Source organism: Flavonifractor sp. AGMB03687 (assembly GCF_017811815.1).
In the GTDB taxonomy this organism is placed as follows: Bacteria; Bacillota; Clostridia; order Oscillospirales; family Oscillospiraceae; genus Flavonifractor.
Genome location: NZ_JADKZI010000003.1, coordinates 448,940 through 465,534 on the forward strand (window position 1 = coordinate 448,940; position 16,595 = coordinate 465,534).

Sequence of the window (16,595 nt, forward strand, 5' to 3'; positions counted from 1 at the left end):
CATGAATACCAACGATCTGAATACGGCTCTTTATGAAAAGATGGCTGCTGAGCAGGACAAATACAGGGACTGGCTGAAAAGCCAGCCCCCGGAAGAAATCCTGCACCACACCTATGAGTATACTGTCCGTGAGGACATCGTGATGGCGATGGAGGAACTGGAGCTGACCGACGCCCAGGCTCAGGCACTTTTGGAATCTCCCTCGCCGCTGGCGGATGTGTACCGCTATTTTGAAAAGCTGGAGACCGGCCACATGGATGTGATCCGGGACAGTATTGAAAGTCGAGCCGATGATGTGTGCAGAGCTAAAGAGGAACTGCGAACAACACCGGTCTATCCCTACTCTGCCGCCTATGCGAGAGAACATGGGGAGCTGGAGCAGTACCGAACTTCCAACAATGTAAATCTCCAATGCAAGGAGTCCATTGAAGCGGCGGTGCGGGAACACTTCGACGGAATGTATCTCAGTCACGATGCGGCAAAGGGTGTGATCGAGAACTATGGCATGGAGCGTGTGGCGCTGGTCCTTGCCAACACCGTCCAGCTTCAGGACTGGGATGGGCGTTACTCCCGACGCAATAAGGAATGGGCTAAGACCATTCCCAACGATAATCCCGAAACTGTCCGTTGTGGTTATGTCCTGAACAGCCACCCTGCTGTACTGGATGGTTTTATTGATTTGGTGCGAGAAGAACAGCAGCTCAGCCGTACTCAGGGAGAAAAGATACAACCGTCCCGTCCCTCTGTACGGGATAAGCTCAAGCAGGAACTGCCTGCCCACAAGCCTGCCGCCCCGAAGAAACGGGAACCGGAGCGATAACTATGGCAAAGCGTAAGCGGGATGTTCCGGTGCTGTTTTGGGTATCCGCAGAGGAACTGGAGCTGATCCATCAAAAGATGCAGCAATACGGGACAGAAAATTTGAGTGCCTATCTGCGGAAAATGGCACTGGATGGGTATGTGGTGCAGCTGGATCTGCCGGAACTGAAGGAGCTGGTCTCCCTGATGCGCCGAAGCAGCAACAACTTGAATCAGCTGACCCGTAAAGTGCATGAGACCGGGCGGGTTTATGATGCTGATTTGGAGGATATATCCCAGCGGCAGGAACAACTGTGGGAGGGGGTGAAGGAAATCCTTACCCAGCTTTCTAAACTTTCATAACAGGGAAAGATACTCCATTTGCGGAGGGAGGAACGGCGTTTCTTCGCCGCATCTCCCTCCGCTTTTTCTTTTTGCCGGTATCCTTGTCTTTTGCCTGTCCGTACCGGATAATATGAGTAGAGCAAGAAGCGTAGCAAAGGAGTGAAAACAGATGCTGACCTTTGAAAAAGTGTTGGAGATTTTTGCGGACTATCTGGCCGCAGACGAGACCACCGAAGTTTATATCAGCCGTCATGGATGTGTAAGGGTTGAATTTGACCAAGACTTTCGCTATTGCACCGGCGAGGTGTGCCATACTCCCAAGGAACTGTTCGACCTCTTAGCTGATGATTACCGGACTTATCTGGAGATTGAACTGACCAAAGGTAAACGGGAAGTGACGGAAGATGATGAGAGAGAAGCAGATGCCCTGTGTAAACGGCATCTGGAGCGTTGGAAGGAGGAACTGGAATGAAGATTTTGAAATGCCTGTTGATGATCGTAACTGCGCCGGTTATTTTGGTGCTGACACTTTTTGTCTGGCTCTGCACGGGGCTGATCTACATATCCGGTCTGGTGCTTGGTCTGTTCAGCATGGTGATTGCTCTGCTTGGCGTGGCTGTGCTGATTACCTATTCCCCGCAGAACGGTGTGATTTTGCTGGTTATGGCATTTTTGATTAGCCCGATGGGGCTGCCGCTGGCTGCGATCTGGCTGCTGGGCAAGGTGCAGAGTTTGAAATTTGCAATTCAGGAGTTGGTTTATGGATAAAATACGCAAAACTATAAAAAATGATACACGGTGGATCTATAATTACCTTATTTACTTTCGTGCTATATTCGTGTATAATAGTAGCACGAAAGGAAGTGATGATCGTGACCAGATCAGAACGGTTTGAGCAATTAGACAGACTTCTGACCGAGCATGATGGGATGCTACAAACTGCGCAGGTAATTGCCAGCGGAATTGTAAAGCCCATTTTTTATGAATATGTTAAAGAGAAAAATCTTCAACAGGTTGCCCATGGTATTTATGTCTCCGAAGATGCCTGGGTAGATGCTATGTTCCTTTTGCATCTGCGGTGTAATCAGGCAGTGTTTTCCCATGAATCGGCCTTGTTTTTTCATGATTTGACTGACAGAGAACCCTCCAAATATTCTGTTACAGTACGGCGTGGTTATAGTCCGACTCGCTTAAAAGCAGAAGGGCTATCTGTTTACACCATGAAGCCAGAGTTATTTGATGTTGGGTTGTCCAGCGGTCAGACACCTTTTGGGCATACCGTACCGGTTTATGATATGGAGCGAACGATCTGTGATTTGCTCAGAAGCCGCAGTAGAATTGAAATTCAAACCTTTCAGGGGGCATTGAAAGCGTATGCTCGTAGAAAAGATAAGAACCTGCGAGCTTTAATGCAATATGCTGGGATGTTCAAGGTGGAAAAAATTTTACGACAGTATTTGGAGGTACTTTTATGATAAAAACAGCAAGGCAGCTTAAAGATTTAATACGAAACCTTTCCAGAGAAAAATCCGCAGATGCTCAGATTTTAATGAGGAACTACATGATGGAGCGTTTTTTGGAGCGTATTTCTCTTTCTGAGTATCGTGATAAGTTTATCTTGAAGGGTGGTATGTTGGTAGCGGCTATGGTTGGATTGGATGCCCGTTCTACGATGGATTTGGATGCAACCATAAAAGGAGCCAATGTCAATGTGGAGGATATTGAGAATCTAATTTCATCAATCGTAACTGTTCCGATTGATGATGGTGTTAAATTTCAGCTGAAAAGTATTTCGGAGATTATGGATGAAGCAGAGTATCCAGGGATTCGTGTCAGCATGAGTACAACATTCGATGGCGTAGTGACCCCTTTGAAAATTGATATTTCTACGGGAGATGCGATTACACCAAGAGAGGTCCGGTATTCATTCAAACTTATGTTGGAAGATCGCTTCATTGATATTTGGGCTTATAATTTAGAAACTGTGCTGGCAGAAAAATTGGAAACCATTATTACCAGAACCACAACTAATACCCGCATGAGAGATTTCTACGATATTTACATTTTAGAACAGCTACATGGAACCACACTGAACCCAAATATTTTACATGATGCACTTCTGGCAACTGCCCATAAACGGGGATCTGAGAAGTATCTTAACCAGGCTGAAGAAGTTTTTAACGAAGTAGAAAATGATTCGGTTATGCAAAAACTTTGGGAGGCATACCGTAAAAAGTTTTCTTATGCTTCTGATTTGGAATGGGATGTGATTATGAAAGCAATTCGCAGGTTATATGCACTTTGCGAGAAAGGTATCAGCTTATGAAAAAGCATGGACATTATTGTAAAATTTGTGGCGAATACAAAGCCAACGAAAAATTTTCAGGCAAAGGTCATGCAGCCCACATTTGTAAATCCTGTGCTTCGCTACCAGCAGAAAAGCAGGCTGAACTGATGACACTGAATCGTCTTTTGAATCTTCCATGGAGGCTATCGAAAGAGCAGTTGTCCTGGCTGAAAAATCGACTAAAGGATAGGCGGCCTGATGTCCGTGCATTGGCGCAAGAGCAATATGAAATGAGATTTCCACCAAGACATTTAGAAGATGATGAGTTCAATTATTTCGATGAAAAAGTTTTATAGAATAGTGAAAGCGGTCTGCTACGGCAGGCCGTTTTCTTTTCGGAAAGGAGGTCTGACCTATGGCAACAACCCGCATCATGCCGCTTCATGTCGGCAAGGGCCGCATAGAAAGTCGGGCGATCAGTGACATCATCGACTATGTGGCCAATCCAAAGAAAACAGATAACGGCAGGCTCATTACCGGCTATGCTTGTGACAGCCGGACTGCGGATGCAGAGTTTCTTCTGGCAAAGCGGCAGTACATTGCCGCTACCGGGCGAGTGCGCGGTGCGGATGATGTGATTGCCTATCATGTGCGCCAGTCTTTCCGCCCCGGCGAAATCACCCCGGAAGAAGCAAACAGGCTGGGTGTAGAATTTGCCAAGCGTTTTACCAAAGGCAATCATGCCTTTGTGGTCTGCACCCACATAGACAAGTCGCACATTCATAATCACATTATCTGGTCATCAGTCAGCTTGGAATATGACCGGAAATTCCGAAACTTTTGGGGCAGCACCAAGGCGGTTCGGCGGCTAAGTGACACCATCTGTATTGAGAATGGACTGTCCATTGTAGAGAATCCGAACCCTCACGGAAAGAGCTATAACAAATGGCTGGGCGATCAGGCAAAGCCCTCTCACCGAGAGCTGCTTCGTGTGGCGATTGACAACGCATTATCACAAAGCCCTGCTAATTTTGAGGAACTGCTGAAGTTGCTGCAAGAGTCCGGCTGTGAAGTATCAAAGCGCGGGAAATCGTATCGCCTGAAGCTCCCCGGCTGGGAGAAAGCAGCCCGCGTGGACAGTCTGGGCGAAGGGTATGGAGTGGAAGAATTGCGGGCAGTTCTCTCCGGGAAGAAAGCGCATACCCCACGAAAGAAAACAGTCACACAGGCAGAGCCGCCGAAGGTCAATCTGCTGGTGGACATTCAGGCAAAATTGCAGGCAGGAAAAGGTGCTGGCTATGCTCGTTGGGCCAAGGTTTTCAATCTGAAACAAATGGCACAGACCATGAATTACTTGTCAGAGCATAACCTGCTGGAGTATGCGATTTTAGAAGAAAAGGCTGCGGCTGCCACGGCACATCACAATGAGCTTTCGGCGCAGATCAAAGCGGCTGAAAAGCGCATGGCAGAGATTGCTGTTTTGCGTACTCACATCGTAAATTATGCCAAGACCCGTGAGGTCTATGTGGCATACCGCAAGGCCGGCTACTCTAAGAAATTCCGGGAAGAACATGAGGAAGAAATTCTGCTCCACCAGGCTGCCAAGAATGCCTTTGATGAAATGGGAGTCAAGAAGCTGCCTAAGGTTAAAGAGTTGCAGACGGAGTACGCAAAATTGCTGGAAGAAAAGAAAAAGACCTATGCCGAGTACCGGCGTTCCCGTGAGGAAATGCGGGAGCTTTTGACGGCAAAGGCCAATGTGGATCGAGTGCTGAAAATGGAGGTAGAACAGGATGTTGAAAAAGAAAAAGACCACGGCCAGCGGTAAGCTGGTCCTGGTCAAAAGCGTTCGCAGAACGCGCAGCCACAGAATGAAATTCTGTGTTCAAAGGGGCTTGGGGGCGCTGCCCTCAACAAGCAAGCGGAGAGAAAAATCATGGAGGGATTTTGCACTCTGCGGGTCGGTGTGTATTAACACCGGCATTGCTTGCCACTTTTGTTCGCAAACAATATCCGTATCCTTTACACGATGATTTACTTTTATTATCATAGTCGTAATAAGTATATAAACTACTTACATATAAGCACCTAAAATATGAAAGGGCTGATAAAATGATGACCTTTGAAAAGGTTTTAGAAGTATTCAACGATTACCTAAATAAAGATAGTGTTTTGGAGGTGGTGAACACTAAGCGAGGATACACCGTTATGATTTGGGATGAAAAAGATGAGCAATGGTTTGGTGTGGAACATTGCAAAGCCCCCGAGCTTTTACGGGATGCCTTACTTGATGGCTATCGTGATTTTTTAGAGCAACAACTTACTCATAACCGCAGGAGTTTAACCGAAACAGAAATCTTAGATATTCAAAACCGATGTGAACAGCTTTATGATTTGTGTGGAGAATAAAAAAATAACCTAAAAAGTGCGATAGCCTGTGTAGGTGTCGCACTTTTTTCAGTTGGCTTGGCTTACGAAAACAGCGTTAATTATTCCGCAGTTTCTCTTGCCTTTTTCAAGCCTTGAGCCGTAGCTTCCATCACGATAAGCTCCTTTTCTTCCATATCATTCAACAGTACATCAACTTGTTTGCGGCGATTGTTGTCGCCATCTTCATTGCATGGAAAAAAGAACTGGTCTACAGAGATGTCAAGCAAGGTAGTAATGAGATAAAATTTGTTAAGCCTTGGGTGCTGCCCCCTGTTCTCTATATACATAATAGAGCGTGGCGTAAGGTCTACCAGTTGGGCAAGATATTCCTGTGTCCACCCTTTTGCTTCCCGAGCTTTTTTTATCGCTATACCTAACGGCTTAAAATCAAGTTTTCTTTCATCTTGGTACATTTTAATATCATCCTATATCATTGTACATTTCGGGTGATGATATTTGAACGAAGTATGATTTTATGTTTAGTAGTGTATAATTTCGTATTAGTGGAGAGAAACTTGCTATTATTCGTCATTCCGTATATAATAATTATATACTCTTTGCGAAAGGAAGTTGATATTATGAATTACATTTCTGTGAAAGCCGCTTCTGAAAAATGGGGCATATCGGAAAGACGGATACAAAAATTATGTGAGGAAAATCGCATTGACGGAACTGAAAAATTTGGTCGTGCATGGATGATACCAAAAGATGCAGAAAAACCCGTTGATGGACGTATGAAAACAAGGAACAAACAGGAGGAGAATCATGGAATTTAATGAAAAGCTACAACAGCTTAGGACTGGAAAGAACTTAACGCAGGAACAACTTGCGGAGCAATTATATGTATCAAGAACAGCCATTTCAAAATGGGAAAGCGGCAAGGGTTACCCTAACATTGAGTCGCTCAAGTGTATTTCTAAATTCTTTTCTGTGACCATAGATGAACTGCTATCGGGCGAAGAACTGATTACACTTGCCGAAACTGAAAATCGTTCCAACTTGAAAAAAATTTACAGTTTCATTTATGGAATATTAGATATGATGGCGGTTACTTTTATACTTTTGCCGTTGTATGGTAACCTTGTTGACGGATATATTTATTCTGTCAATCTACTTTCATTTACAGACACTACCCCAATATATCTTGCAATCTATTGGATTGTTTTTATTGTTTTGATTGCACTTGGGATAGCGAAACTGATGTGTGTTTGTTTTGAAAAGGAATCATGGAGCAACATAATCACAAAATGCTCTCTCGTGCTGAGTACGCTTTTTATCTGCTTCTTCGCTGCGGCAAGACAACCCTATGTAACCGCCCTTATGTTTCTGCTATTTGTTGCTAAAATATTTGTCTGGATAAAGCAAACCCAAACAAAGTAAAATGCCATAAACCCTTTAAAATAGGCTCTGACACGATAAGTGTCGGAGCTTTTTTCGTGCTGACATCTATTGTGTCGGCATTGTGACGGTAGATTTCTTGGCTTCTATGCAATACTCGTGGATAATAAGATTGTGGTCAGCGAAAACAAGAACAGCAACCCACGGAAAGGAGAATCAAATATGGATTATATCATTGAAACAGAAAATCTTACGAAGCGATACGGAACAGCCACCGTTGTCGATAAGGTAAATCTTCATGTGCCAAAGGGCAAAATTTATGGTTTGCTCGGCAGAAACGGAGCAGGCAAAACCACAGCAATGAAAATGATGTTGCAGCTTGCTTTCCCAACGGAGGGAACGGTACGCTTGTTTGGCACAAACTATAAGGAAAATATCCATACCCTTTATAGCAAAGTAGGCTCTATTATCGAAACACCGGGATTTTACAGTAATTTAACAGGGTATGAGAATTTGCAAATTCTCGCTAAACTGCGAGGGGGAGTATCTAAAAGTGGAGTAGAAAAAGCTCTTGAAGTTGTGGGGCTGCATAAGGAGAAAAGAAAAGTCTTTTCCGATTATTCCCTCGGAATGAAGCAACGGCTTGGTATTGCCGCCGCCATTATGCACGAGCCGGAGCTTTTAATACTTGACGAACCGATTAACGGACTTGACCCCATTGGAATAGTTGAAATACGCTCATTTTTATCTGAACTTAGTCACAATCATGGCATTACCATTTTTATCTCAAGCCATGTTTTAAGCGAGATTGAACAGATAGCAGATATTATCGGCGTTATGCACGAGGGGCATTTAGTAGAGGAAGTGAATATATCCGAGCTTCACAAAAGGAATCGAAAATACATTCAATTTGATTTATCTGACAGTGAGATAGCCGGAAAGATTTTAGAAAACCACTACCACATGACGGATTTTACAGTGCAGGACGGTACGGTGAGAATTTATGACTTTAGCCAAAGTGTTGGAGAAATCAATCGAGAATTTGCACGAAATGGACTGCTCGTGACAAGGATAAATGATAGTGAGGAAAACTTAGAGGACTACTTTTCTAAACTGATTGGAGGTGGCGGTATTGCTTAATCTTATTTCTTGTGAATTATTAAAACTAAAGCGTTCAAAAATGGTGCTAATTAGTGTGGCAGGGGTATTATCTACCCCACTTTTGATGTTAATAGAAGCCTTGCAAACACATTTTGATAAGCCGGAGATTATCTTTACCTTGTCTGACATATACAGCGACAGTGTACTGTATATCATGCTGCTGGTAAACATTATGATATATGTGGCAATTGCAGCTTACTTGTTTAGCAGAGAGTACACAGAAAGCACCCTCAAAACCATATTGCCCATACCCATTTCAAGGACAAAACTATTAATTGGAAAATTTTGCACCCTGCTTCTTTGGATTGTTATGCTAACCCTTGTAACATGGGCAGGTATATTTATCGTTTGTGGGCTATATGACGCTGTCTTTACATTGGAGGGATATAGCTTACTAGTGGCAATAGTATGGCTCCCCAAGTTTTTGTTTGGCAGTATCCTGATGTTTTTAACAGTTTCTCCTTTTGTGTTTGTTGCTATGAAAACAAAAGGATTTGTCGCCCCGATGATTGGCTCTGCCGTGATTGTCATGGGAAGTGCCGCACTTTCAAATCAAGAATGGGGAGCGTTGTATCCGTGGACAGCCACCTATTTCTTGGTGCAGGGTAAACTTCAGAGTACCGGCTATCCTACACTGCTGTCTGTATCTATTATTATTCTTGTATCAGCAGTTGGTTTTCTTATGACCTTTCATCATTTTAAAAAGGAGGATTTGAAATAATGGTACTTGATTTTATAGAAATTTTAAAAGTTATTTTTCTTGGAATTGTTGAGGGTATTACTGAGTGGCTACCTATCAGCAGCACAGGACATATGATTCTTGTGGACGAATTTATCACACTTAATATGAGCGAAGCATTTAAAGAAATGTTTTTTGTTGTTATTCAACTTGGAGCTATACTCGCAGTGGTTGTAATGTTTTGGAACAAGATGTTTCCCTTTCAATTTAAGAACAAAGCACAGTCAATTGTTAAAAAGGATACTTTCTCGTTGTGGTTCAAGGTTGCGGTAGCTTGTGTACCGTCAGCTATTATGGGGATTCTATTTGATGATTATTTGGATGCTTACCTCCAAACCCCCATTGTGATTTCAATCATGTTAATCTTTTATGGTTTGTTATTCATTCTCATAGAAAATTGGAATAAAAAGCGTACTCCTACTACTATGGCACTTTCTGACATCAGCTATAAAACAGCAATCTTGATAGGGGCATTTCAAGTGTTATCACTTATACCCGGCACATCACGGTCGGGAGCAACGATTATAGGTGCTTTACTCATAGGAGTTTCACGAGTGGCAGCAGCAGAGTTTACTTTTTTCCTCGCAGTACCTACTATGCTTGGAGCAAGTGCTTTTAAGCTGTTAAAATTCGGGTTTGAATTTACAAGTGCAGAACTGCTCGCTCTTGTTCTCGGTATGGCTGTGGCATTTGCGGTATCTGTCTTAGTAATTAAATTCCTAATGAACTTTATCAAAAAACATGATTTTAAGGTGTTTGGTTGGTATCGAATTGTGCTTGGTATACTTGTTGTACTTATAAAATCTTAATAATGCGTTTTCTTTGTGCGCGAATAAAAATGCCAGTTGGTCCTTAAGATCAGCTGGCATTTTTGTTTCTGGGGATGGAAAACAACCCAGAGATTCTCGTTGTCGATCTCCTCCTGATTTTAGTTTGCATGGTGAATTTTGCAAATTGAATCTACAGGAGGTTAATAATGGGATTTAATTATGGATATGAGAAAAAGAAGTTTGATAGTAGATGGAAGCGTTTAGAAGTTGAGTATTGTGATGCAGGGATGAGCGAAGAACAGATTGCTGCCATGAAAGAATATGACTGGGCATGGTTTTGCAGTCAAAGGGTTTTTCAAAACCATACGCAACCAATACCTTGTGAACAATATGATGAAGTATGTGGTCAATCACAGCTGTTCCGAAAGTTTGCATCGTTATCTTATCAATGGGATGTTGATAAGATTGATCAAACGCGATATGGATGGTTGGCTTCGGTGGAAAACGAACAACTACTGTTGAGATTGAAGAAGCTGTCGAAGAAAGATTTGGAGCTATTGACATTACTTTTTGTGGATGGTTATCGTCAAATTGATGTAGCACGTCTTTGGCATTGTTCCAGAAGTGCTGTTGCACAAAGATTTAAAAAAATAAAAAAATTTTTGAATAACACTTAACAAATGAAGCGTATCAGTGCCTACCCATTGAGGGAAGAACATTCTCCCAATGTGGAGCTTGACAATTTCATAGACGGCATTTCCGGTACATAACCTATGTACGAGCGAATCAGGCACGCCGCGAAGATGGACAGCCCCAGGAGGTGATGAATAGGACTGTTCCGAGCGATCCACGTCAGCCTGATACCCGAAAGTGGCATTTCAGGGCGCGATGACTGCATAGGGGTTAAAGATACTTCCTCACGGCCTCCTAAAGACTTGGGGGGAACTCTGCGGCGCACGAGTAAAACGACGCTGTGGAGTTATGACAGCCGCGCCAGCGGAGACCGGAATGTCCCCATCGCCAGGGGTGCGTGGCAAATGTGGCGAGTAAATTTTTCAAAGTCAGATACCATGCGCTGGCAGCTTCGGTTGCCAGCGCATTCATGTGATTTTGAAAGCAACAACCACATCTTTGACAGAAAGGGGGACCACCTATGGAAAAATTGATTTCGCGGAAAGAGGCTGCCAAATTACTGGGGATTAGCATTGCCACTTTGGATGCAGCTCGAAACAGTGGGCTAATTTCCTATGTTCAGTATGTGCAAAATGGTTGCGTGTACTTTACAGATGCTGGCCTTCAGGAGTATATCGCAAAATGCACCCATCGTGCAAAGCCAGTGGAAAAAAGCGCTACATACCGCAAGCTGCGAAGTGTCCGAGCTTGAGCTGTTCCGTATCCTTGCTGGAACCTAATATGTCTGATAAAACAAAGGTACAGCGCTGGACATTATTCTTAGGAGGTGACGGAATTGGCAAAAAGAAAAAGGGCAATTCCTCAATATGGTACGGTCGTGCTTAACGGCATTGAATATTATAGAACCAGAGTCGAAGATTCGGATGGAAACAGAGTGGCGCTTTATGCAAAGACGCCCGAAAAGCTTTATGACAAGGAACTGGAGGCGTTAGAGCAGATTGACAGTACTACGTTTCGTCGAAGATCGCCTACGGTTGCTGAGTACTGTGAGAAGTGGCTGCTGATGCAGTCCGTCCATGTTCGGGCCACCACCTTGACAGATTATACCTCTAAGGTGCGGCGGCACATTATTGGAGGGCTGGGAGACAAGAGAATGGCTGATGTATCCCTGGATGACATCCAACTTGCCCTCGTACCTGTTTCCAAGAAGTCGGCTTCGGTTTATAAGTCTGTGGTGATTCTCTGCAAGTCCATTTTCCGGGCGGCCAAGGAGAGCCATGTGATTGACGAGGACCCGACCATATACCTGGATGCAAAGGGAAGAGTTCCCCAGGAAGAAAGACAGGCATTGACGGATGAACAGGTTGAGCGGCTTTTGGACACGATCCGGGATTTGCCGCCCTATGTATTTGTGATGATCGGTTTATATGCCGGTCTGCGCCGGGAAGAAATCCTGGCGCTGCAATGGGATTCTGTGTATCTGGATGCAGAGGCTCCGTACTTAACGGTACGGCGGGCATGGCACACAGAACATAACAGGCCGGTCATTCTTACCGAGCTAAAGACCAAAGCGGCACAAAGAAACATTCCTCTCCCGGTCTGTCTGGTTGAATGTCTGAAAGATGCAAAGAAAAAATCCACTTCGGATTATGTGATTGCCAATCGGGACGGTGATCCGCTATCCTATACACAGTTTAAGCGGCTGTGGCAGTATATTGTGACGCGGACTGCAAAGCCGAGAATGGCCAGAAAACTTGTGGACGGAAAGTATGTAAAATATATGCTTTACCCGAAACTTGGAGAAAAAGCCAGGAATAACGGCCATGTGGTATATAGCCTGGATTTTGAAGTGACACCGCATCAGCTGCGGCACACCTACATCACCAATCTGATTCATTCTTCGGTGGACCCCAAAACGGTACAATATTTGGCGGGCCATGAAAGCAGCAAAATCACGATGGACATTTACGCAAAGGTCAAATACAACAGGCCGGATGATCTTGTCAAAGCAATGGGCTGTGCCTTTGACTTATGGGACGCTGTGTAAGTTCCGAACAATTCAGAAAATGAAGTAAGAGCGAGACAAGGATGTCTCGCTCTTAGTTTTTCCTTGGCCGTATCTTTGATTCAATTTGAAATCTCTGATAAAAAGGAGGTGTAGATACATCACCACGCGAGAAAGGAAATTAATTATGGCAAAGAAGAAAAAAAACATACCTCAATATGGAACCGTCACACGAAAGGGTGTCCTGTATTACAGAACCCGGATTCTGGACGCAGACGGCAAGCAGGTGAGCTTGTATGGGACTACCTGCGAGGAACTGTACGATAAAGAGCAGGAGGCGAGACGCCAGGTAGCGGAGATCATCTTCCACCGGGAGCATCCTACTGTGGCCGAGTATTGTGAGAAGTGGCTGTTGATGCAATCCGCAAAAGTGTCGCCGGCTACACTGAAGGGCTACGCCTCCAATATGAAGAACTACATTATCAAGCCTTTGGGAGATATGTATATGGAGGAAGTAACAGCGGATGATATTCGTCTGGCGCTGATCCCATTGTCCAATAAGTCCGAGAGCCTGCACAATACGGTGAATATGCTCCTCAAGTGCATTTTTTACTCGGCAGAGCGGAGCCAGTTGCTGGAATACAATCCGTGTGAGGGGATTTCGGCAAAAGGAGGGAAACCGACCCAAAAGAAAGATTCGCTGACAGACCAGCAGGTGGAAGTGCTGCTGGAAACCGTCAAAGGACTTCCGCCGTATCTGTTTACCATGATCGGCTTATATGCCGGTCTGCGCCGAGAAGAAGCTCTCGCCTTGCAATGGGATTGTGTGTTCCTCGATGCACCCACTCCATATATCTCTGTGCGGCGCGCATGGCGATCAGAGCATAACAGACCGGTTATCTCTACAACGCTTAAGACGAAAGCAGCAAGAAGGGATATTCCCATTCCCAAATGCCTTGTGAATTGTCTGCGGGAAGCCAAGGCTGCCTCCAAATCGGAATATGTGATTGCCGATAGTGAGGGACAGCCCTTGTCATATTCGCAGTTCAAACGTGTCTGGCAGTACATCGTTGTTCGGTCTACCAAGGAGCGTACCTATTATAAGTATGTGAACGGACAGAGCATCAAGTACACTGTTCAGCCGAGTCTGGGAGGACATCAGAAAAACAATCCCAACATTGTGTATAGCCTGGACTTCGATGTGACACCGCACCTGCTGCGGCATACCTACATCACCAATCTTCTGTATGCAGGTGTTGACCCCAAGACGGTCCAGTACCTTGCCGGACATGAGAACAGCAAGACAACTATGGACATCTATGCAAGAGTAAAGTATAATAAACCAGAACAGCTATTCGATGTAGTAAATTCTGCATTTCATCAAGCTGTCCCCTCGTAAAAGTGGCCTGTTTTTTGGTTAAGGAATAGGACAACCGAGGGGCCGAGGCTCAAAAAAGCCCGGAATATCAAGGAAAATCATCGCTCAGACGATTGAAGTACGGCCTGAAGGCTGCCCGTCGCGCTCCCCAGTTCAGCAAGCGCTGATTTTCTTCCCTGGCTATCAAAAAATGCCGCCCATTTGGGCGGCATTTTTCTTATGTTTTTGCAGCAACAAACTACCGTCACTTCTGACTCCGAAAAACGAGGCCTGGCGTTCACAAACGCCAGGCCTCGCATCTTTTTTGTACAGAAATGATAACGCTTTATACTCGACTTCCGCCGCACATCGTTTGGGTCAAACCTGCGTATTTTCTCCATACTGCTGCAAGTAGTTTGCCCGTCCTGTTTCATAAAGATTATTTCCCAGGCTGTCAATCACCACGGTGAGGGGCAAATTTTCCACCTCCAGAGCCCGGATCGCCTCCGCACCCAGGTCCTCATAGCATACCAATTGGGCAGATTTGACACATTTGGCCAGCAGGGCACCCGCCCCGCCGATGGCACCGAAGTAAACCGCACCGGTCTCCTTCATGGCCTCAACCACCTCATCGCTTCGCTTCCCCTTGCCGATCATGCCCAGCTCCCCCAGCCGCAGGAGGGTGGGAGCATAGGCATCCATACGGTAGCTGGTAGTGGGACCGGCGGCGCCGATCGGCTGTCCGGGCCGGGCAGGAGAGGGACCCACATAATAGATAACAGAGCCCTCAATGGGGAAAGGAAGCGGCTTTCCCTCCGCCACCAGGGCGCACAGACGCTTGTGGGCGGCGTCCCGGGCGGTATAGACGGTACCGGAGAGATAAACGCTCTCTCCCGCCCGCAGAGAGCGGGCTACCTCCTCTGTGAGGGGGGCAGTAATGTATCTGGCCATATCAAAGCACCTCGCTGACGTGACGGGCCACGTGACAGTTGATATTCACTGCACAGGGAAGGCCGGCAATATGGGTAGGCAATGTCTCGATGTGGACGGCCAGGGCGGTGGTCTTTCCGCCAAAGCCCTGGGGTCCAATACCCAGAGCGTTGATCTTCTCCAACAGCTCCTCTTCCAGGTCGGCATAGAAAGGATTTGGGTTGTGGGTACCCATCTCGCGCAGCAGAGCCCGCTTGGCCAGCAGAGCACACTTGTCAAAGGTGCCGCCAATGCCCACTCCCACCACAATAGGCGGACAGGGGTTTGGCCCGGCCTGCTCCACTGCATTCAGGATAAAGGCTTTGACGCCCTCCAGTCCGTCGGAAGGCTTGAGCATGGCAATTCGGCTCATGTTCTCGCTGCCGAATCCCTTGGGCGCCACAGTAATCTTCACCCGGTCGCCAGGCACCAAATCGGTATACAGCATGGCGGGGGTGTTGTCACCGGTATTCACCCGATCCAGGGGATCCCTGACCACCGACTTGCGAAGATATCCCTCGGTATAACCCCGGCGCACGCCTTCGTCTACCGCATGTGTCAGATCCCCATTGATGTGGACCTCCTGCCCCACCTCCAGAAAAACGCAGGCCATACCGGTGTCCTGGCAGATGGGGATATCTCCGCCAATGGAGTAATTTTCAATGATCTTATCCAGAATGTCCTGGGCCACCGGCCACGGCTCCGCCTGACGGGCCGCAGCGATGGTATCTTTTACATCCTGGGGCAGACGAGTATTGGCCATGATACACAGCCGGGCTACTGCATCCGTAATCGCTTGGGCTGAGAGTTCCCGCATGGTTTATTCTCACTCCTTCCTCAGGCGCCGCCAGCATCCAGAAAGGCTCCGATGATGCGGCGCATATATTCTTCTACTTTTTGCTTACTGTGGTCCAATTCCCGCCGCACGGCCTCTTCATCGTTGTCGACAATGGCTCGTACCAGAGCCCGGTGCCGCTCGGCATAGTTGTCGGCGTAATGGACGGGGAGCACGGTGTGGTTGATGGTGCGTTCCGTAAAGGAGAGCTGCTGGTTGAGCTTTTCCAGCACGGAATTGCCCGTGGCTTTGACCAGCAGATCGTGAAACTCAGCGTTGTTTTCATAGCGCTGGAAGGATTCTTTTAGGCTCTCACCCTTGCGGGTATTCTGCTCCAGCACCATGAGCAGGGTACGGGGAATCCGCCCCATCAGCAGATTGCACGCTGAGGCCCGCACCAGTTCCAGTACCTCCAGTGTATCCAGGCATTCGTCCACGGTGAGCACACGTACAATGGAGCCATTGGAGTTGTTGCTCTGGATCAGCTGCTCCATTTCCAGCTTTTTCATGGCCTCCCGCACGGGTGTACGGGACACGTCAAAAACCTCCGCCAACTCCTCCTCCCGCAGCCGGGTGCCCATGGGCAGCAACCCTGTGGCAATTGCCTCCTTGATGGTACAGTACAGGGTGTCGCTTGCCTGCTTTTTCTCCACCAACTGAGTACGGAGCATCTGAATCTGTGGGTCCATGGGCATCCTCCTCCGCAGCAGGACGGCTGTCCGCTGCTATTTTTTCATTATAGGATTTCACCGGAAGTGTGTCAATAAAAGGGCTTTGAATACATAGATATACAATCCGCAGCACAGGTACAACCATGTATAATTATGTATCAATTGCAGGGATCTTTTCTCTGGTATTATGCTGGAAACAGCCGTGAAACTAAGAGAGGAACTGGGCAAGCCGGTACTCACCAGCAACCAGTGCGGCC

22 protein-coding genes are annotated in these 16,595 nt (G+C 46.3%); 18 read left to right on the forward strand and 4 right to left on the reverse strand.

Features of this window, described 5'->3' with window-relative positions:
• Nucleotide 1 precedes the first annotated feature (1 nt).
• The 9 genes from J9789_RS08655 (at nt 2) to J9789_RS08695 (ending at nt 5,839) form a co-directional block, all read left to right on the forward strand.
• On the forward strand, nt 2–820 hold the full coding sequence (locus J9789_RS08655) for a DUF3849 domain-containing protein (protein ID WP_062807343.1): 819 nt from the start codon (nt 2–4) through the stop codon (nt 818–820).
• A gap of 2 nt (nt 821–822) precedes the next feature.
• Nucleotides 823–1,161, forward strand: coding sequence for a plasmid mobilization relaxosome protein MobC (gene mobC, locus J9789_RS08660; protein WP_062807342.1), 339 nt, complete (start codon nt 823–825; stop codon nt 1,159–1,161).
• A 151-nt stretch (nt 1,162–1,312) separates the two neighbouring features.
• Nucleotides 1,313–1,615: a hypothetical protein gene (locus tag J9789_RS08665; protein WP_062807341.1), complete on the forward strand. Its 303-nt coding sequence runs from the start codon at nt 1,313–1,315 to the stop codon at nt 1,613–1,615.
• Nucleotides 1,612–1,911, forward strand: coding sequence for a CD1845 family protein (locus J9789_RS08670; protein WP_062807340.1), 300 nt, complete (start codon nt 1,612–1,614; stop codon nt 1,909–1,911). Before J9789_RS08665 ends, J9789_RS08670 begins: the two co-directional genes overlap by 4 nt.
• A gap of 98 nt (nt 1,912–2,009) precedes the next feature.
• Nucleotides 2,010–2,618, forward strand: coding sequence for an abortive phage infection protein (locus J9789_RS08675; protein WP_062807469.1), 609 nt, complete (start codon nt 2,010–2,012; stop codon nt 2,616–2,618).
• Complete coding sequence (locus J9789_RS08680; protein ID WP_062807339.1) at nt 2,615–3,469, forward strand: nucleotidyl transferase AbiEii/AbiGii toxin family protein; 855 nt, start codon at nt 2,615–2,617, stop codon at nt 3,467–3,469. The genes J9789_RS08675 and J9789_RS08680 overlap by 4 nt, the downstream gene beginning before the upstream one ends.
• Nucleotides 3,466–3,786, forward strand: a complete 321-nt coding sequence (locus J9789_RS08685; RefSeq protein WP_054355235.1) for a hypothetical protein — start codon at nt 3,466–3,468, stop codon at nt 3,784–3,786. Before J9789_RS08680 ends, J9789_RS08685 begins: the two co-directional genes overlap by 4 nt.
• A gap of 59 nt (nt 3,787–3,845) precedes the next feature.
• On the forward strand, nt 3,846–5,258 hold the full coding sequence (locus tag J9789_RS08690) for a relaxase/mobilization nuclease domain-containing protein (RefSeq protein ID WP_062807338.1): 1,413 nt from the start codon (nt 3,846–3,848) through the stop codon (nt 5,256–5,258).
• A 284-nt stretch (nt 5,259–5,542) separates the two neighbouring features.
• On the forward strand, nt 5,543–5,839 hold the full coding sequence (locus J9789_RS08695; protein WP_002576327.1) for a hypothetical protein: 297 nt from the start codon (nt 5,543–5,545) through the stop codon (nt 5,837–5,839).
• 80 nt (nt 5,840–5,919) lie between these two features.
• Here the strand turns inward: J9789_RS08695 and J9789_RS08700 are convergent, their stop codons facing one another.
• A complete protein-coding gene (locus J9789_RS08700; protein WP_002576326.1) occupies nt 5,920–6,273 on the reverse strand; it encodes a helix-turn-helix domain-containing protein in 354 nt (117 codons plus the stop codon).
• A gap of 165 nt (nt 6,274–6,438) precedes the next feature.
• Here J9789_RS08700 and J9789_RS17410 point away from each other — a divergent pair, with 165 nt between their 5' ends.
• The 9 genes from J9789_RS17410 (at nt 6,439) to J9789_RS08745 (ending at nt 13,905) form a co-directional block, all read left to right on the forward strand.
• Entirely contained in the window at nt 6,439–6,636 is a 198-nt protein-coding gene (locus tag J9789_RS17410) for a helix-turn-helix domain-containing protein (RefSeq protein WP_009246557.1), read from the forward strand.
• On the forward strand, nt 6,626–7,240 hold the full coding sequence (gene bcrR, locus J9789_RS08710) for a bacitracin resistance transcriptional activator BcrR (protein WP_002576325.1): 615 nt from the start codon (nt 6,626–6,628) through the stop codon (nt 7,238–7,240). Before J9789_RS17410 ends, bcrR begins: the two co-directional genes overlap by 11 nt.
• 180 nt (nt 7,241–7,420) lie before the next feature.
• On the forward strand, nt 7,421–8,338 hold the full coding sequence (gene bcrA, locus J9789_RS08715; RefSeq protein ID WP_002576324.1) for a bacitracin ABC transporter ATP-binding protein BcrA: 918 nt from the start codon (nt 7,421–7,423) through the stop codon (nt 8,336–8,338).
• Nucleotides 8,331–9,080, forward strand: a complete 750-nt coding sequence (locus J9789_RS08720; protein WP_002576323.1) for an ABC transporter permease — start codon at nt 8,331–8,333, stop codon at nt 9,078–9,080. Before bcrA ends, J9789_RS08720 begins: the two co-directional genes overlap by 8 nt.
• Nucleotides 9,080–9,907 carry a bacitracin resistance undecaprenyl-diphosphatase BcrD gene (bcrD, locus tag J9789_RS08725; protein WP_002576322.1) on the forward strand — a complete coding sequence of 276 codons (828 nt, stop codon included), beginning with the start codon at nt 9,080–9,082 and terminating at the stop codon, nt 9,905–9,907. Before J9789_RS08720 ends, bcrD begins: the two co-directional genes overlap by 1 nt.
• A gap of 167 nt (nt 9,908–10,074) precedes the next feature.
• Nucleotides 10,075–10,545: an RNA polymerase subunit sigma-73 gene (locus J9789_RS08730; protein WP_002576321.1), complete on the forward strand. Its 471-nt coding sequence runs from the start codon at nt 10,075–10,077 to the stop codon at nt 10,543–10,545.
• Nucleotides 10,546–11,021: 476 nt separating this feature from the next.
• Nucleotides 11,022–11,252, forward strand: a complete 231-nt coding sequence (locus J9789_RS08735; protein ID WP_002576320.1) for a hypothetical protein — start codon at nt 11,022–11,024, stop codon at nt 11,250–11,252.
• An 84-nt stretch (nt 11,253–11,336) separates the two neighbouring features.
• Nucleotides 11,337–12,548: a site-specific integrase gene (locus J9789_RS08740; protein WP_209344477.1), complete on the forward strand. Its 1,212-nt coding sequence runs from the start codon at nt 11,337–11,339 to the stop codon at nt 12,546–12,548.
• Nucleotides 12,549–12,693: 145 nt separating this feature from the next.
• On the forward strand, nt 12,694–13,905 hold the full coding sequence (locus J9789_RS08745) for a site-specific integrase (protein WP_002576318.1): 1,212 nt from the start codon (nt 12,694–12,696) through the stop codon (nt 13,903–13,905).
• 336 nt (nt 13,906–14,241) lie between these two features.
• Here the strand turns inward: J9789_RS08745 and J9789_RS08750 are convergent, their stop codons facing one another.
• The 3 genes from J9789_RS08750 to J9789_RS08760 are packed head-to-tail and all read right to left on the reverse strand — an operon-like array spanning nt 14,242 to nt 16,356.
• Entirely contained in the window at nt 14,242–14,814 is a 573-nt protein-coding gene (locus J9789_RS08750) for a Fe-S-containing hydro-lyase (protein ID WP_209344479.1), read from the reverse strand.
• A 1-nt stretch (nt 14,815) separates the two neighbouring features.
• Nucleotides 14,816–15,649 carry a fumarate hydratase gene (locus tag J9789_RS08755; RefSeq protein ID WP_209344481.1) on the reverse strand — a complete coding sequence of 278 codons (834 nt, stop codon included), beginning with the start codon at nt 15,647–15,649 and terminating at the stop codon, nt 14,816–14,818.
• 20 nt (nt 15,650–15,669) lie between these two features.
• On the reverse strand, nt 15,670–16,356 hold the full coding sequence (locus tag J9789_RS08760; protein ID WP_209344483.1) for a GntR family transcriptional regulator: 687 nt from the start codon (nt 16,354–16,356) through the stop codon (nt 15,670–15,672).
• Nucleotides 16,357–16,595: the final 239 nt, after the last annotated feature.